General features: G+C 61.7%; 14 protein-coding genes and 1 pseudogene. 5 read left to right on the forward strand and 10 right to left on the reverse strand.

All coding sequences use genetic code 11. The features are described from left to right. Positions 1-5: 5 nt before the first annotated feature. From D8767_RS17340 to glnT, 3 genes are all read right to left on the reverse strand, one after another. On the reverse strand, positions 6-680 hold the full coding sequence (locus tag D8767_RS17340) for a protein glxC (RefSeq protein WP_025754498.1): 675 nt from the start codon (positions 678-680) through the stop codon (positions 6-8). A 27-nt stretch (positions 681-707) separates the two neighbouring features. Continuing rightward, positions 708-1,613 (reverse strand): glutamine amidotransferase family protein, encoded by a 906-nt coding sequence (locus D8767_RS17345; protein WP_016715696.1) that lies wholly within the window; start codon positions 1,611-1,613, stop codon positions 708-710. Between the two features lie 65 nt (positions 1,614-1,678). Beyond that, positions 1,679-3,013 (reverse strand): type III glutamate--ammonia ligase, encoded by a 1,335-nt coding sequence (gene glnT, locus D8767_RS17350; protein WP_016715695.1) that lies wholly within the window; start codon positions 3,011-3,013, stop codon positions 1,679-1,681. A 346-nt stretch (positions 3,014-3,359) separates the two neighbouring features. On the opposite strand from glnT, the gene D8767_RS17355 reads away from it, so the two are divergent. Continuing rightward, a complete protein-coding gene (locus tag D8767_RS17355; RefSeq protein ID WP_016715694.1) occupies positions 3,360-3,953 on the forward strand; it encodes a cupin domain-containing protein in 594 nt (197 codons plus the stop codon). Positions 3,954-4,012: 59 nt separating this feature from the next. Then, entirely contained in the window at positions 4,013-4,318 is a 306-nt protein-coding gene (locus D8767_RS17360) for a hypothetical protein (RefSeq protein WP_028699614.1), read from the forward strand. 100 nt (positions 4,319-4,418) lie between these two features. Here the strand turns inward: D8767_RS17360 and D8767_RS17365 are convergent, their stop codons facing one another. The 3 genes and pseudogenes from D8767_RS17365 to D8767_RS17370 form a co-directional block, all read right to left on the reverse strand. Next, positions 4,419-5,024 (reverse strand): hypothetical protein, encoded by a 606-nt coding sequence (locus D8767_RS17365; RefSeq protein WP_230852993.1) that lies wholly within the window; start codon positions 5,022-5,024, stop codon positions 4,419-4,421. A gap of 33 nt (positions 5,025-5,057) precedes the next feature. Further along, a pseudogene (locus D8767_RS29680) lies at positions 5,058-5,291 on the reverse strand (RHS repeat-associated core domain-containing protein); the annotation flags it as partial. A gap of 207 nt (positions 5,292-5,498) precedes the next feature. After that, positions 5,499-6,374 carry a LysR family transcriptional regulator gene (locus D8767_RS17370; protein ID WP_028699616.1) on the reverse strand — a complete coding sequence of 292 codons (876 nt, stop codon included), beginning with the start codon at positions 6,372-6,374 and terminating at the stop codon, positions 5,499-5,501. A 111-nt stretch (positions 6,375-6,485) separates the two neighbouring features. Between D8767_RS17370 and D8767_RS17375 the strand changes: the two genes are divergently transcribed. Both D8767_RS17375 and ppnN read left to right on the forward strand, forming a co-directional pair. Continuing rightward, positions 6,486-7,547, forward strand: a complete 1,062-nt coding sequence (locus D8767_RS17375) for a YeiH family protein (protein WP_016715693.1) — start codon at positions 6,486-6,488, stop codon at positions 7,545-7,547. 148 nt (positions 7,548-7,695) lie between these two features. Then, positions 7,696-9,069 (forward strand): nucleotide 5'-monophosphate nucleosidase PpnN, encoded by a 1,374-nt coding sequence (gene ppnN, locus D8767_RS17380; RefSeq protein ID WP_016715692.1) that lies wholly within the window; start codon positions 7,696-7,698, stop codon positions 9,067-9,069. A gap of 39 nt (positions 9,070-9,108) precedes the next feature. On the opposite strand, the gene D8767_RS17385 is transcribed toward ppnN, so the two are convergent. Both D8767_RS17385 and pssA read right to left on the reverse strand, forming a co-directional pair. Continuing rightward, positions 9,109-10,254 (reverse strand): GGDEF domain-containing protein, encoded by a 1,146-nt coding sequence (locus D8767_RS17385; protein WP_028699617.1) that lies wholly within the window; start codon positions 10,252-10,254, stop codon positions 9,109-9,111. Positions 10,255-10,580: 326 nt separating this feature from the next. Next, positions 10,581-11,909, reverse strand: a complete 1,329-nt coding sequence (pssA, locus tag D8767_RS17390; RefSeq protein WP_016715690.1) for a CDP-diacylglycerol--serine O-phosphatidyltransferase — start codon at positions 11,907-11,909, stop codon at positions 10,581-10,583. A gap of 181 nt (positions 11,910-12,090) precedes the next feature. On the opposite strand from pssA, the gene D8767_RS17395 reads away from it, so the two are divergent. Then, entirely contained in the window at positions 12,091-13,098 is a 1,008-nt protein-coding gene (locus tag D8767_RS17395) for a GlxA family transcriptional regulator (RefSeq protein WP_016715689.1), read from the forward strand. A 69-nt stretch (positions 13,099-13,167) separates the two neighbouring features. Here the strand turns inward: D8767_RS17395 and D8767_RS17400 are convergent, their stop codons facing one another. Together D8767_RS17400 and D8767_RS17405 are read right to left on the reverse strand one after the other, a co-directional pair. Beyond that, a complete protein-coding gene (locus D8767_RS17400) occupies positions 13,168-14,502 on the reverse strand; it encodes an MFS transporter (protein ID WP_016715688.1) in 1,335 nt (444 codons plus the stop codon). A 117-nt stretch (positions 14,503-14,619) separates the two neighbouring features. Continuing rightward, positions 14,620-15,831, reverse strand: coding sequence for a M24 family metallopeptidase (locus D8767_RS17405; protein WP_016715687.1), 1,212 nt, complete (start codon positions 15,829-15,831; stop codon positions 14,620-14,622). Positions 15,832-15,948 lie beyond the last annotated feature (117 nt).

Consider the following 15,948-nt stretch of genomic DNA (forward strand, 5'->3'; position numbering starts at 1 on the left):
CTGGATCAGTACGCGCTGGCGTTGTCGACTTTGAAGTTGTACAGCTGGCGGGCCGAGCCGTAGCGTTTGAAATCGGCGGCCTTGTGCTCCAGGCCTGCCTTGTTCAGCAGCTCCTGCAACGCTGTAAGGTGCTCGGCGCGCATTTCTTTTTCGATGCAGTCCGAGCCCAGCGACTGCACCGAGCCTTTGACGTAAATCTGCACCTCGTACAGCGAGTCGCCCAACGCATCGCCGGCATCACCACACACCACCAGGCGCCCGGCCTGGCCCATGAAACAGCTCATGTGGCCGATGCTGCCGCCCACCACGATGTCCACGCCTTTCATGGAAATGCCGCAACGGGCACCGGCATCACCCTCGATCACCAGCAGCCCGCCATGGGCGGTGGCGCCAGCGGCCTGGGAGGCACTGCCCTTGACCCGCACCGAGCCAGACATCATGTTTTCGGCCACGCCCACGCCCACGTTGCCATGCACGGTCACGCTAGCCTGCTGGTTCATGCCGGCGCAGTAGTAACCGGCGTGGCCCTCGATATCCACCGCCACGGCCGCGTTGATGCCCACGGCCAGGTTGTGTTTGCCGTCGGGGTGGGTCACCCGCCATTCGTGGTCTTGCACCTCACCGTGCAGGGACTGGTTGAGCACGCGCACCGAAGTGCTGGAAAGGTCGATCGTTTTCATAAGGTTCTCCAGAGGTTCGGTGGCAGGTCAGGCGCTTTCGCGCTCCCAGACGTACAGGGTGGCCGGAGCCGGCTCCCAGACCTTGGCATGCTCGATACCCGGCAGGCTGGCCAGTGCCTGGTATTCCGAGGCCATGGCCACGTAGTCTTCGGTCTCGGCTAGCACTGCCGGCTTGCAGGCAATCGGGTCGCGGATCACGGCAAAGCCGTTGCGGGTGCCGATGGCGAAGGTGAAGAAGCCGTCCAGGTCTTCCAGCGCGCCATCCAGGGCCTGGGCCAGGGTATCGCCCTGCTGCAGGCGCCAGGTCAGGTAGCCGGCGGCCACTTCGGTGTCGTTATCGGTTTCGAAACTGATGCCTTCGCGCTTCAGTTCCTGGCGCAGGCGGAAGTGGTTGGACAGCGAGCCGTTGTGCACAAGGCACAGGTCGGCACCGGTGGAAAACGGGTGGCTGCCTTCCATGGTCACGGCGCTTTCGGTGGCCATGCGGGTATGGCCAATGATGTGGCTGCCCTTCATGCCGGCCAGGCCGAAACGGCTGGAGATTTCAGCCGGCAGGCCCATACCCTTGAGGATTTCGATGCTTTGCCCGGCGCTCATGATGCGCACGGCCGGGGCCAGTTCGCTCAGTGCCTGGCGGGCAGCCGCTTCGCTGGTATGCACTTTGAGTACCGCCGCGCTGGCATTCTGGAACCCGTCAAGCGAGCAGCCCAGGCGCCCCTCCAGCTGGCCCATCAGGGTGGCCCAGTCGTAGTTGATATCCGTGGCTTGCAGGGTCAGCTTGACCCAGCCATCCGCCACCTCGTCGCCGTAGATGGCAAAGCCTGCGCTGTCCGGGCCACGGTCGGTCATGGCTTCGAGCATGGGTTCGAAGAGTTTGCCAAGCTGGGCCTCCAGCTCGGGCTTTTTCAGGTACAGACCTACGATTCCACACATGGTGATGCTCCTTACTAGGCAGTGGGCGGTCGCTGTCGTATTGGCCGCCCAGGGGATTGGGGCGGTCAGAAGAACTCGGTGTAACGCTGGATTTCCCAGTCGGAGACATGGCGGCAGTACTCCACCCACTCCATGCGCTTGAGCTTGATGAACTCGTCGACAATCTCGGCGCCCAACACCTCGCGGAACAACGGGTCGGCTTCGAGCGCGTCGGCGGCTTCCTTCAGCGATTGCGGCAGGGTCTTGATGCCGCGTGCAGCAATTTCTTCGAGGCTGAGGTTGTAAAGGTTCTCGTTGCACATCTCGCCCGGCTCCAACTGGCGGTCGATGCCATCGAGCCCGGCGGCGATGATCGCGGCGGTAACCAGGTACGGGTTGCAACCGGCGTCCGGCAGACGGAACTCCAGGCGGCCATACGGGATGCGCACCATCGCCGAACGGTTGTTGGCACCCCAGGCCACGAAGGCCGGCGCCCACGTCGAACCCGACAAGGAACGCCCCACCACCAGCCGCTTGTAGGAGTTGACCGTTGGCGCCGCAAAGGCACACAACGCCGGGCCGTGGGCCATCAAGCCTGCGGCAAAGTGGTAGGCCAGCTTCGACAGGCCCATGCCGCTGCTGTCGGACGCGTCGTGGAACAGGTTCTTGTTGGTGCGGCTGGCCAGCGAGAGGTGGAAGTGCATGCCATTGCCGGCACGCTTGGGGTCGGGCTTGGGCATGAACGAGCAGATCATCCCCAGGTCGTTGGCGATTTCACCGGCGGCCATGCGGAAGAAGGTAAAGCGGTCGGCCGACTCCATGGCGTCGCTGTAGGTGTAGTTGATCTCGAACTGGCCGTTGGCGTCTTCGTGGTCGATCTGGTAGATGTCGAAGCCTACCGGTTGCAGGGCCTCGGTCAGGCGCTCGAGAAACAGCCGCGAGCGCGACAGGCCCTTGTAGTCGTAGCAGGGCTTGTCGAGGTTGTCGGAGGCATCCACCAGTTGCAGCTTGCCGCCTTCGTCACGGCGGAACAGGCTGAATTCCGGCTCCAGGCCGGTGTTCAAGGTCCAGCCCTTGTCGGCCAGGCGTTGCACCTGTTGTTGCAACACATAGCGGCTGTCGTAAGGCCAGGGCTGGCCGTTGACATGCCCCACGCACACCACCCGGCCGTACCCCGGCTGCCACGGTACCGGGATCAAGGTGGAAAGGTCGCCACGGGCCATGAAGTCCGGGCCGTGCGGCTCCATGCCCATGCCGCAGATGGCGAACCCGGCAAAGCCGGCGCCCTCCTCGGCCACCATCTTCAGGCCCGAGACCGGCACCGATTTGGTCTTCGCCGAGCCATGAATATCGACGAACTGCGCCAGCACGTACTTGATGCCGTGCTGGTCGAGGGTGCGCTGGGTTTCTGCTGGCAACATGGGTTGAACACTCCTGGGTAAGGGGCAATGATTCCGCACGAGAAACTTACTTTCCTCACAGGAATGCAATGCACTTGCCAACTCTGTCCACAGCGCCCTTGTGTATCGCCTGATCTGGCCTCATCGCGGGTAAGCCCGCTCCTGCAAAAATGCACCGCAGCCCCTGTAGGAGCGGGCTTGCCCGCGATGAGGCCCGCACAGGCCACTCAAAACCCAGGCTGATATTTATGCTCTATTTATGGGAAACTTGTTTTCACCCGAGGAAAGAAGCAGTCAACGCAGCTGCTTTTCGCACTTTCCCAGTGCGAAATCTTTATTCTTGAACTGAAACCGTGCAGGACATTCGATGTCGACCGAAACCGAACCGCGCCTTCGCCTGGAGCAGTACCTAGGCCTGCAGATCAAGCGCCAGCGCCAGGCCCAGTCCCTCAAGCTCGCCGACGTGGCGCGCATCGCCGGCATCAGCCAAGGCATGCTGAGCAAGATCGAGAACGCCCAGGTGTCCACCAGCCTCGACACCCTCAGCCGCCTGTGCGATGTACTGGGCATGCCGATGGCCAAGCTGTTCAGCCAATATGACCAGCCCGACGGCAATGCCTTGCTGGTGAAGGCCGGCGAAGGGCTGGAGGTGGTGCGCCGCGGCACCGAGAAGGGCCACACCTACCATTTGCTCAATCACGCCAGGGGGCCGAAAAAGAACTTCGAGGCGTACATGGTGAGCATGGATGACGCCAGCGAAGAGTTCCCGACCTTCGCCCACCCGGGCACCGAATTCCTCCACCTGCTGGAAGGCGAACTGGTGTACCGCCATGGCAACCAGCTCTATCACATGCATGCCGGCGACAGCCTGACCTTCGACGGTGAAACCCCGCATGGCCCCGAACAGCTGGTGCAGGTGCCCATCCGCCTGTTGTCGATCATGAACTACGGCGAAGAGTAACGCGGCGTAGCAAGGCAACTGCCGATATCGCGAGCAAGCAAGCACACGTCGCCCGCAAGATGGTTACCGCCGGCCTTGTGTTGGTGGTACCGACTTTCGACCTGCTGGACAAAGGCACCATCGGCCTGCACTGGGGCTTGGCGTTCGCCCTGCTGACCGTGGCCAACCGTCGCAACGGTTCGAGCATGAACGCCACGCAGGTGGCCTTCTGGCAGAACGTTGGGGTGGCCGCGTTGGTGGCGCCGTTTGCCTTCACCCACCTGGGCAGCACCCGCCTGGCAGGCAGCGACTGGGTCAACCTGGCTGTCGCAGTTCCTGTTCGTCAAGAGCCTGGAAGGGTTGGAAGCGCGCAAGGCATCTGCTGAGCAAGCGAATACCAGCCGATGCGCGCATTGAACAACTTTTTAGCGCGGCTCAACGCATGCCGCGCTTCTTCCATGTAGGCGAGAAGGCAAGCGTTTCTGGTTAAGGACGTCGAGGGGGAGGCGATGGAGCTGCTGGTGGACTGTACCTTTCAAGCACACTATCAAACTTGTCAATTTCCCTTAGACAACGTATGTCCCACATTTCTTTCCAGACTTCTGGCCATGCAGAGTTTGCAAGAGACGGTCTTTCGTGCTGAGCGGCGGGAAGATAAAAAACCTCCAGACTTTCTTTACCAACCTCATAAGTTTTATAATTTTTGAGCCCGCGAGCAGGCTGGTAACCCCCAACACCCAAGATAAAGACATCCCTGCTCACCGCATACTTACCAGCCGGCAAAGATACAATAGCATTCCCATACACAAAATCCGCAGTGAAGCTACTCGTCTCAAACGAGTACTTGAGGTCCCAACGATTGTACGCATTGTGTGGATTTTGTTTCTTATATAACCGCGCAACAACAGCGTCACCCGGAACGTTGCCTCCGTTCATTTTTCTAGCCGCTAGCCTGAAATGCTCAAGCTGAGGGCGCAAACTCTTCGGGAGCTTTGCAGCCCCCAAGGCTCGACCATCCAGAATATGACGATCTATGCGTGCTTGCGCCGAAGCACCGTACCTGCTTTGTCCAGAAGGATCGACATAATTCACTGGATCGCCAGCGCAATAGGCGTACGCATTGACTCCGCCGCCTCCAAACGGGCTCAAGCTATCAGGACTGGTAAAACGACAGACGGAGGGACTGTACATACGCCGACCATTTCCTAAACGAATCAAGCCACTTACCGCGTCACGGCACTGGCCGACGAATCCGACAATGGGCGAATGGTATGACTCACTGGAAAAACCGTAAGGCGCGTAGGGTTGACCATGACTCGGGAGATTCTGTAACCCAGCCTTTAGAAGACTGCACTCCATCGTAAACTACTCCAGATTTCAAGCACCGTATGCCTTCACCTTAAATAGATACGGGTGCTGTGAACACTGACATTTTTGACAGGCTACCTGGTGGCATCGACCCTCGTGATGGTGCTATCAGGTAGCGGACTTCGGGACCTGGCAGCACGTCCCCCACCTAATACAGAAAGATCTTCAAGGTGAATAGACTTCACCCGTTTCGGTCCCTCACAGATCAACACACAACTCAAGAAACCGCGCGGCCGCCCGTGACGGGGTGGCCGCATGCGGCACCAGAATGGAAAACCGCCGCACCAGCGCCTGCGGCGTAACCTGCAGCCGGTGCAGCGCCCCATCTTCATGGCGAATGGACATCGCCGACACAAAGCCAACCCCCATCCCGGCCCGCACCGCCTCCTTTACCCCTTCTACCCCGGCAATCTCCAGCGCCACGCGCATCGCCACACCCTCACGGGCAAACGCCCGCTCGACGATTTGCCGCACACCCGAGCCGCTTTCGCGCAGCACCAATGGGCAGGCTCCCAGTGACGCGAGCGTCTGCTGATCACTGCCAGCCAAGGGGTGACCCCGTGGCACGATGGCTACGATCTCGTCCTCACGCCATGCCGTCACTTCCGTGCCCAGCGGCAGCTCCTGTCCCGGCGGTCCTTCGATCAGGGCGATATCGACACTGTCCAGGGCGGCAACAATTTCCGCCGTGTTGCCATGTGAAGTGCTGACCAGCACGTCTGGATAGCGCCCGTGGAAATCGGCAATCAAGTAAGGCAGCAGGTAGCTGGCCGGCGTGGTGCTGGCACCGATGCGCAAGGTCCCGCGCTCCAGCCCGCGCATGGCTTCGCGCAGCGCCTGCGCCTGACGAAAGGTTTCACGCAGGCGCTCGGCATGGGCCAGCAGTTGCTCGCCAGCCGCCGTCAACCGTACACCACGGCCGGCACGTTGATAGAGCGGCTCGCCAAACGCCTCCTGCAACAGCTTGAGCTGGCCGGACACCGCCGGCTGCGACAGATGCAGGGCCTGGGCCGCATGGCTGATGTTGCCATGCTCGGCAACGGTGGCGAACGTTATCAGCTGTTCTGGGGTCATGAATAAAAAATATCAGCTATTCGGATATTTGCCATCCTAAATTACGATTTTTTATAAGCTTATAACCAGATTAACGTAGGCCTTGTCGAAACACCTTTCCGGAGGACTCACATGGCCACGGTTCCGTCCAACCCTGCTTTTGCACCTACCCTCTCTACCCGAGGGCGGCTCAATGGCATCCTGTTCGTGGCGTTGTTCGCGCTCGCGGTCACTCAGCTGGCCGCCATGCCCGCCATCGCCAACCTGGGCATCAGCCCGCTGATCGTCGGTATTGTCGCCGGTGCGCTGTATGGCAACGCGCTGCGTGACGGCGTACCGGCTAGCTGGGCGGCGGGTATCAACTTTTCTGCGCGCGGCCTGTTGCGCATCGCCGTGGCCTTCTTTGGCCTGCGCGTTAGCCTGCAGGAGATCGCCGAAGTCGGCTGGTCGGGGCTTATCGTGTCGCTGCTGGTGGTATCTAGCACGCTGTTGATCGGCCTGTGGTGCGGCATGAAACTGTTCAAGCTGGACCGCGATACCGCCTTGCTGACGGCCGCCGGTAGCGCCATCTGCGGCGCCGCTGCGGTGCTGGCCTTCGAATCGGCACTGCGCAGTGCCCCGCACAAGAGCGCCATGGCAGTCGGTAGCGTGGTGCTGTTCGGCACCTTGTCGATGTTCCTGTACCCGCTGGCCATCAACGCCGGCTGGCTGCACCTCGACACGATGGGGGCCGGGTTGTTCCTGGGCGGCACTGTTCATGAAGTGGCCCAGGTGGTTGGCGCCGCCAGTAACGTAAGCCCTGAAGCCACCCATATCGCAACCATCGTCAAGATGACCCGGGTCATGTTGCTGGTGCCGGTATTGTTGGTGGTAGGCCTGTGGATCAGCCGTTCGCGCAAAGCCGGCCAAGCGCAGGGCAATGGGCGTATCGCCATGCCCTGGTTCGCCTTCGGCTTCCTCGCGCTGGTGTTGGTGAACTCGTTGCAGGTGCTGCCTGGTAGCGTGACCCAGGCGGTGAACAGCCTGGACACCTTTGCCCTGACCATGGCCATGACGGCACTGGGGATGGAAACCCGCTTCAGCCAGATCCGCCAGGCTGGGCCGAAGGCGCTGGCGACCGGGGCGATTCTCAACCTGTGGCTGGTCGGGGGTGGTTTGGCGATTACACTCGGCGTGCAGAAGCTGTTGGGCTGACTTGAGGCCGGGTTGGCTTTTTCGCGGGTAAAAACGCGAAGAAGCCAACCCGGCCTCAAGCTTTTTCACTAGCCCTCTCGTTGCCGCCCACATTTCTCGGTATGGTGTTGTCAAAGAAGGATGTTTTACCCGCACAGGAAAGACTTAGATGCCTCAACGCAATGTCATCAATGCATCCGTCAGCCCCAAAGGCAGCCTGGAAACGCTGTCACAACGTGAAGTGCAGCAACTGAGTGAAGTCGGTACCGGTAGCCTTTACACCCTGTTCCGCCAGTGCGCCCTGGCCATCCTCAACACCGGCGCCCATGTCGACAATGCCAAGACCATTCTCGAGGCCTACAAGGACTTCGAGGTAAAAATCCACCAACAAGACCGCGGTGTTCGCCTGGAGCTCTTGAATGCCCCGGCCGACGCTTTCGTCGATGGCGAAATGATCGCCAGCACCCGTGAAATGCTGTTCAGCGCCCTGCGCGATATCGTCTACACCGAAAGCGAACTGGCCAGCCAGCGCATCGACCTGGAAAGCTCCCAGGGCATCACCGACTACGTCTTCCACCTGCTGCGCAACGCGCGCACCCTGCGCCCGGGCGTGGAGCCGAAAATGGTGGTGTGCTGGGGCGGCCACTCGATCAGCACCGAGGAATACCAGTACACCAAGAAGGTCGGCCACGAGCTTGGCCTGCGTAAACTGGACGTCTGCACCGGCTGCGGCCCTGGCGTGATGAAGGGGCCGATGAAGGGCGCCACCATCGCCCACGCCAAGCAGCGCATGCACGGCAGCCGTTACCTGGGCCTGACCGAACCGGGCATCATCGCCGCCGAAGCGCCCAACCCTATCGTCAACGAACTGGTGATCCTGCCGGACATCGAGAAGCGCCTGGAAGCCTTCGTACGTGTCGGCCACGGCATCATCATCTTCCCAGGCGGTGCCGGCACGGCCGAGGAGTTCCTGTACCTGCTCGGCATCCTCATGCACCCGGACAACCACAACCTGCCGTTCCCGGTGGTACTCACCGGCCCGCGCAGTGCCGAGCCTTACCTGCAGCAGTTGCATGCCTTTGTCGGCGCAACCTTGGGTGAAGCGGCGCACCGGCTGTACGAAATCATCATCGACGACCCGGCGGAAGTTGCCCGGCACATGGTCGAAGGGCTCAAAGAGGTCAAGCAGTTCCGCCGCGAGCGTAACGATGCCTTCCACTTCAACTGGCTGCTGAAGATCGAGGAGAGCTTCCAGCGCCCGTTCGACCCGACTCACCAGGCCATGGCCGAGCTGGACCTGCGCCGCGAGCTGCCGCCCCATGAACTGGCAGCCAACCTGCGCCGGGCGTTTTCCGGCATTGTTGCGGGTAACGTGAAAGACAAGGGCATCCGCCTGATCGAGGAGCACGGGCCGTACCAGATCCGTGGCGACAGCGCCGTGCTGGACCCACTGGGCCGGCTGTTGCAGGCCTTCGTCGACCAGCACCGGATGAAGCTGCCCGGCGGCGCGGCATATGTACCGTGCTACCAGGTGGTGACCTGATAGCCCATACCATCGGGGCCGCTTGGCGGCACCGATCGTCTATTGGCTAAGGTCTGCCATCGGCCGCTCTACAAACCGGATACTGTCCCGCCCACTGCGTTTGGACTGGTACAACGCCACATCCCCCTGCTCGATCAACGCCGCCAGGCTGGCCGGTGGCTGGTCGAACAGGTTGGCACCGATACTCAAGGTGACGGCCTGCGGTGTAGGTACGGTCTTGCTGGCGTACTGCTGGAACTGTTCACGCAACAGCCCACCCAACTCCATGACCCGCTCACTGCTCGCCCCGCACAGCAAGATGACGAACTCATCTCCGCCCAAACGCGCTGCCAGCGAGCGCTCGGGCAGCACCGTGCGAATGAGTTCGCTCAGGGCAATCAGCAAGCGATCACCCGCTATGTGCCCATGCAGGTCGTTGACCAGCTTGAAGTTGTCGATGTCGATCAGCATCAAGGCCCCGGGTTGAGCCGGGCTCACTTCCTTGAAGAAATGCCCGGCCCGCACTTCCAGCGCGCGCCGGTTGTAGAGCGCAGTCAACGGGTCGCGCGCGGCCAGCCGGGCAATCCGCTCCTCGCGTCTATAACGCACGGTGCCGGTCATCGACAAGGCAATCAGCATGATCGCCATCGCCCCTTCGACCAGGGAAATCTGGATGATCAGCCCGCCAAAGGTGGCCAGATCAATCAAGGTGCCCGGCGTGATCGCAATGACCGCCTTGGCCACGTAGAACAGCCCGTGGAGCAGCAACACATAACGCAGCTGCACCGCCCCCACGCTCAGCGACTTGCCGTGCGGCCGTAACAGGAAGCTGGCCTTCAACGTCAGCGCGGCCACCAGCAGCGAGTTGACCATCAACATCACCTTCGACCACTGCGCCCCCACGGGCAGCAAAAGCAAGGCGAACCACACGACCACAACCAATAACCAGGCCCGAGACAAACGGTCTTGGGTAAAACGCAACACGCCCATCAGGAAAAACCAGTGCGCAACCACCAGCAAGCCATTGGCGAACCAGATGCCGATGAACAGCAAGCCGATCCCACGTAGCAAGGCCAGAACACAGCCGACAGTAATGGTGGCAAAACCTGCACTCCAGAACAGCAAAGAGGTTTCGCGGACGCTGCGCCACTCAATCGCCAGGTACAACGCAGCTGCTGCTGCCAGGGCGACCGAGATGGTCAGCATCGTGGGTGGATCTAGCGCCATATACGCATTGGCCTATCTGGTTAACGAAGAAAAGGCCCGATTGTATGCACTCGTGATGACTTTTCAGAGGGGCCTTGCACGGTTGCCTGCAAATGATAGCCCAGCCCCTGTCCATGGTCGTGCGCAAGCAATATCATATTGACATCAAGCGGTCGTGTTCACCACTCAAATCGCGATGCATTCACCCGATAAAACGCACCCGTTGCCCGCCCGTGAGCACTCAGACAAGCACAGGCTTAGCTAAGGTCGCCGAGCCGGCACGGTCCCTGTAGGCGCGGGCATGGCTTTTGGAAGGGTGCAAGGGCTCAGAGCACCCGCTTGATCAACGGCTCCAACCGGCTATAACGCAACCGCCGCAGGAACTTGCGCACTTCCTTGGGGTGCTCGGCCTTGACCCCCAACGCGTCGGCCGAGCCGATTTTCGGCGCAAACCGGCGCAACTCGGCCAGCTCCGCCTCTCGTGGCGCCAGCCACTGCCCCTGCGGGTCATCGATGAGCAGGCCGTTCTCAAGGTCCAGGTTGAACCCGCGCGGATTCAGGTTGTTGCCGGTCAGCAGCGAATAGCGCTGGTCGACCCACACGCCCTTGGCGTGAAAGGTATGCCCGGGATCGTTCCAGATCCGCACTTCCAACTGGCCACGTGTAATGGCCGCGTGGCGGCGCCGGGCGAAGCCTCGCAGGTTGTCTTCATACAGATAAGGCAAAGCGCCACTGGCACTGAACGGCTCACCGGGGGCGATGTAGAAGTCGTTGGCCGTGCGGTCACCCACGATCAGCTCAACGTGCACGCCCCGCTCCAGCGCATGATCGAGCTCGCGCATCACCACCCGTGGCGGGTTGAAATACGGCGTGCTGATGATGATGTGCGTGCGCGCCGCCGCTAGCAGGGCGCACAGCGCCCGGTTCAACGGGTTGCCACGGCCCACGCCCAACAGTGGCACCACCCGCAACCCCTCCCCAGGCACGGCGGCCGGTGCCTCGTACGCCATGCGCCGCAACCGCACACGCAAGCGCCGGATGTCGCCGCGCAGGCTACGGGTGGCGGGTGGTGCGGGCAAGTCTAGGCGCGGTGTGGCGGTGTGGTGCAGCAGGCGCCCTACCAGGCCGACCATGGCGTCGGCCAGCGCTGGCGACTGGAACAGGTGATAGCGGTCCAGGCGATAACGGTCGAAGCGGTGCAGGTACACGTTGTTCAGGCTGGCGCCGGTGTAGATCACACAGTCGTCGATGATGCTGCCCTTCAGGTGCAACACACCAAACAACTCACGGGTCTGCACTGGCACCCCGTGAATGACGATATCCAGCCCGCGCAACTGGCGCTGGGCCTGGTACCAGGCGGCGTTACCCGGCTGGCGACCGGCCCCGAGCAGGCCACGGCGGGCACGGAACCAGTCGACCACGATAGTAATTTCCAGGCCAGGCCGCTCGGCCTTGGCCTGGTACAAGGCATCCAGCACTTCCTGGCCAGCCTCGTCTTCCTGCAAGTACAACGCAACGATGACGATGCGCCGGGTTGCAGCGCGGATGCGCTCGAACAGGCAGGCGCGGTAGGCCTTGGCATCGGGCAGCACCTGGATCGACTCGGGCGACATGGCGTAGCCTGGCAATGCCGCCAGCATGGATTCGGGGTTCACGAACGATCACCTTCTCTGTGCAATCACTGTCGGCCCTGCCAGCCGGCGGGGCCATTCCTGGTCGCTGCGCCGGGGGTGTAAGATCGACCCGGCAACGACCTATAAAAACAAGAACCACGCGAGGCTGTATTTTCTCACTGCCCCTGACGAACTATGCCTCAGCTTGCACAGGAACAGCGCAATGGTCCACCCCGCTTCTGCAACCCCATCGCCGTCTATTGTAAAGAGTTGTTCCGCGAAGACCTTCGGCTTTCTGATTTTGCCCAATTTCACCACCATCGGCCTGGCCTCGGCGGTAGAAACCTTGCGCATGGCCAATCTGGCCGCGCGCAAGCCACTGTTTCGCAGTGTGCTCATCGCAGCAGACGATGCGCCAGTGACGGCCAGCAACGGCATGCGCGTCTTACCCGACTACAGCATCGCCAACGCGCCCGCACTGGATGCCCTGCTGGTGGTGGGTGCCAACCCCATCGACCGTAGTCGTGGTAACCGTCCGTTGATCGACTGGTTGCGCCAGCTGGCCCGCCAACACATGCCGTTGGGCGGTATCTGTACCGGCAGCTACCTGCTGGCCAAGGCCGAACTGCTAAAGGGCTACCGCTGCACCATCCACTGGGAAGACTTGCCGACATTGCAGGCACACTTTCCCGGCATCGTGATCTCCAGCCAGCTGTTCGAGCTGGACCGCGACCGCTACACCTGCTCGGGGGGTGTGGCGGCCATGGACATGATGTTGCAACTGGTAGCCCGCGAGGCTGGCGGCCAGGACATCGCGGCCAAGGCGGCCGAGCTGTTGCTGTGCGACCGCATGCGTGGCGAGCGCGAGCGCCAGCGGGTGCCGCTGCGCACCCTGTTGGGCAGCGCCCAACCCAAGCTGAGCCAGGTGGTGGCGATCATGGAAGCCAACCTGGAAGAACCGCTAGGGCTGGAAGAGCTGGCCAGCCTCAATGAAGTGACCGTGCGCCAGTTGGAGCGGCTGTTTCACAAGTACCTGCAGCGTACGCCCAGCCAGTATTACCTGGAGTTACGGCTGTCGAGGGCGCGGGAGTTGCTGCTGCGCAGCGATGTGCAGGTGCGAGAGGTGGCACTGGCTTGCGGGTTCAGTTCGCCGGCGCATTTTTCCAAGAGCTATAGCCGATTCTTCGGGTTGTCGCCGCTGGGGGAGCGGCGGCAGGCTTCGCTGCATTAATTCAAGTTTTTGTATTGCTTTTACCGGCCTCTTCGCGGGTTTACCCGCGAAGAGGCCGGTACAGGTCAACTAATCTTCAAGAGCCGAGTGCGCCGTTTCCCGACACATCAGCATGGCCACCAGCGCGACCAGTGCCGCCGCCAGCAAATACCCCGCCGGCGCCAGCTTGCTGCCGGTCACCTGGATCAGCCAGGTGGCAATGAACGGCGCAGTCCCGCCAAACAGCGCGTTGGCCAGATTGAAGCTCAGGGCAAAGCCACTGAAACGCACCCGGGTCGGGAAAATCTCCGCCAGCAGGCACGGCAAGGTCCCGTCGTTCATCGCCAGTATCGCCCCGAAGCAAATCTGGATCGCCAGAATCACCACCAGCGGCTGCCCATCGAGCAGGCGGAACAACGGCACGGTCAGCCCCAGGAACAACAGCGACGCCACCACCAGCATGGTCTTGCGGCCAAACTGGTCGGACAAACGCCCCATCAGGAAAATCAAGCCGATATAGGTGGCCAGCGACACCGTCGAGGCAATGAACGAATCCCGCTCGCTCATGCCCATTTCAGTGGACAGGTAGGTCGGCATGTAGCTAAGCAGCAGGTAGAACGCCACGGCGTTCAGGCAGGTAACGCCAATGCCGATACCCAGGCTGCGGCGGTGCTGGCTCATCAGTTCGCGTATTGGCGCCCGCGCCATGCAGGCTTTGTTTTCCAGGCGCTGCTCCATCTCCAGAAATTTGGGGGTGTCCTGCAGGCTCATACGGATATAACGCCCTACCAGGCCAAACGGCGCCGCCAGCAGGAACGGCAGCCGCCAGCCCCATTCATGCAGGGCTTCGCTGCTGAGCAGCTCGTGCAGTACCGCCACGAATGCCGCACCAAACAGCAACCCCGCTGCGGTGCTGGCCGGCACGATGCTGGTGTACAAGCCGCGCCGTCCAGGCGGTGCGTATTCAGCCAAAAACGCGGCGGCACCGGCGTACTCGCCCGAAGCCGAAAAGCCCTGCACCAGCCGGATCAGCAACAGCAGGCAGGGTGCCCACAGGCCGATTTGCGCATAACCGGGCAACAGGCCAATGCAAAAGGTGGATACCGACATGATCAGGATCGACCACGACAGTGCGTTGCGCCGGCCATGGCGGTCGCCGAAATGGCCCCAGACAATGCCGCCCAGTGGCCGCACCAGGAACGACAGGGCAAACACTGCAAAGGTGGCCAGCAAGCCGGTGGTCTTATCGGTTTGCGGGAAGAAGGTGGCGGCGATGATGGTGGCCAGGTAGCCGTAGGCGGCGTAGTCGAACCACTCGACGAAGTTGCCCATGAAACTGGCCCGGGCGGCCTTGCGCAGGGCCTGGCGTTCGGCACTGAGCGCGGGGCCGTCGACGGTGGATGGGTCAAGTGTGGTGCTGGACATGACGGGTACCCTCTGGTTCTTTTAATTGGAGGCAGGGTCTGGTGGTCATACAGTGATTTTTTTGTTGTCTGGGCTGGCCTCATCGCGGCTGAAGCCGCGACGAGGCACCACCGATGCTTACTTGCGAATGATGTTGTGCTCCGGCCCATACGGGAATCGGGTGATGTTCTCAGCGCCGTGGTCATTGACGATCAGGATGTCATGCTCGCGATACCCGCCCGCCCCCGGTCGCCCTTCAGGCAGCATGATCATCGGTTCGATCGACACCACCATGCCCGGCTCCAGCACCGTATCGATGTCTTCGCGCAGCTCCAGCCCGGCTTCGCGGCCGTAGTAGTGGCTCAAGGTGCCGAACGAGTGGCCATAACCGAAGGTGCGGTATTGCAGCAGGTCGTGGCGCAGGAAAATCTCGTTCAGTTCGCGGGCGATATCGCTGCAGCGCATGCCTGGACGTACCAGCTTCAACCCGGCCTCGTGTACCTCGACGTTGGCCTGCCACAGGCGCAGGTACTCGTCCGGGCAATGGTCGAGGAACAGTGTGCGCTCCAGCGCGGTGTAGTAGCCAGCGATCATCGGGAAGCAGTTGAGGCTGAGGATTTCACCCTTGCCCACGCGGCGGCTGGTTACCGGGTTGTGCGCACCGTCGGTGTTGAGCCCGGACTGGAACCAGGTCCAGGTGTCCATCAGCTCGGCATCGGGGAAGCGCCTGGCAATTTCCCGTACCATCGCCTGGGTGGCATGCAATGCCACTTCATATTCAGGCACTTGATCGCGCAGCGCCTCTACCACCGCCGCACCGCCGATATCGGCTACCTGCGCGCCATGGCGAATCAGCGCTTGTTCCTCGGCCGACTTGATCATGCGCATGCGCATGCAGGGTGCACCGATGTCTACCAGCTCAGCCTTGGGGTAGCAGGCGGCGAGCTTGCCGTGGTTCTGCAGGTTGAGGTGGTCATGCTCCACGCCAATGCGCGAGGCCAGCGGCAGGGCCTGCTGGATGGCGACGAAGAAGTTGTCGCGCTGCCAGTCGGTGTAGACGATGTTGTCAGTGCCCACCGTGCGCCGCCAGGGTTGCCCGCCGTCGATGTTGGCACTGATCGAGACCACCTTGTCCTGGGTGATCACCAGCGCATAGGGGCGGCCGAACGAGCAGTAGAGAAAATCGCTGTAGTAGTTGACGTTGTGGTACGACGTGAAGATCGCCGCTTCGATGTCCTGCTCGTCCATGTAGGCCCGCAGCCGGGCATGGCGGGCCGCATATTCCTGGGCCGAGAAGGTTGGCTGCACCTTGTCGCCATTGCGGATTTTCAGGGTCTTGGGCATTTGCATGGTCGGGGTTCCTTGTCGTTGTGAGCACGCTGTTCAGGCTTGCCGCCTGAGAAGCATTGCAACAGAACCGACGAGGACGCTTTTGTATCTATCCGACCTGGAATTGGCGGGATGGCC

The sequence above is a fragment of the Pseudomonas sp. LTGT-11-2Z genome, assembly GCF_003691445.1.
GTDB lineage: Bacteria > Pseudomonadota > Gammaproteobacteria > Pseudomonadales > Pseudomonadaceae > Aquipseudomonas > Aquipseudomonas monteilii.

Coding starts and splice junctions, on each gene's coding strand:
- D8767_RS17340 (WP_025754498.1), bottom strand. CDS start 680: ATGAAAACGATCGACCTTTCCAGCACTTCGGTGCGCGTGCTCAACCAG.
- D8767_RS17345 (WP_016715696.1), bottom strand. CDS start 1,613: ATGTGTGGAATCGTAGGTCTGTACCTGAAAAAGCCCGAGCTGGAGGCC.
- glnT (WP_016715695.1), bottom strand. CDS start 3,013: ATGTTGCCAGCAGAAACCCAGCGCACCCTCGACCAGCACGGCATCAAG.
- D8767_RS17355 (WP_016715694.1), top strand. CDS start 3,360: ATGTCGACCGAAACCGAACCGCGCCTTCGCCTGGAGCAGTACCTAGGC.
- D8767_RS17360 (WP_028699614.1), top strand. CDS start 4,013: ATGGTTACCGCCGGCCTTGTGTTGGTGGTACCGACTTTCGACCTGCTG.
- D8767_RS17370 (WP_028699616.1), bottom strand. CDS start 6,374: ATGACCCCAGAACAGCTGATAACGTTCGCCACCGTTGCCGAGCATGGC.
- D8767_RS17375 (WP_016715693.1), top strand. CDS start 6,486: ATGGCCACGGTTCCGTCCAACCCTGCTTTTGCACCTACCCTCTCTACC.
- ppnN (WP_016715692.1), top strand. CDS start 7,696: ATGCCTCAACGCAATGTCATCAATGCATCCGTCAGCCCCAAAGGCAGC.
- D8767_RS17385 (WP_028699617.1), bottom strand. CDS start 10,254: ATGCTGACCATCTCGGTCGCCCTGGCAGCAGCAGCTGCGTTGTACCTG.
- D8767_RS17395 (WP_016715689.1), top strand. CDS start 12,091: ATGGTCCACCCCGCTTCTGCAACCCCATCGCCGTCTATTGTAAAGAGT.
- D8767_RS17400 (WP_016715688.1), bottom strand. CDS start 14,502: ATGTCCAGCACCACACTTGACCCATCCACCGTCGACGGCCCCGCGCTC.
- D8767_RS17405 (WP_016715687.1), bottom strand. CDS start 15,831: ATGCAAATGCCCAAGACCCTGAAAATCCGCAATGGCGACAAGGTGCAG.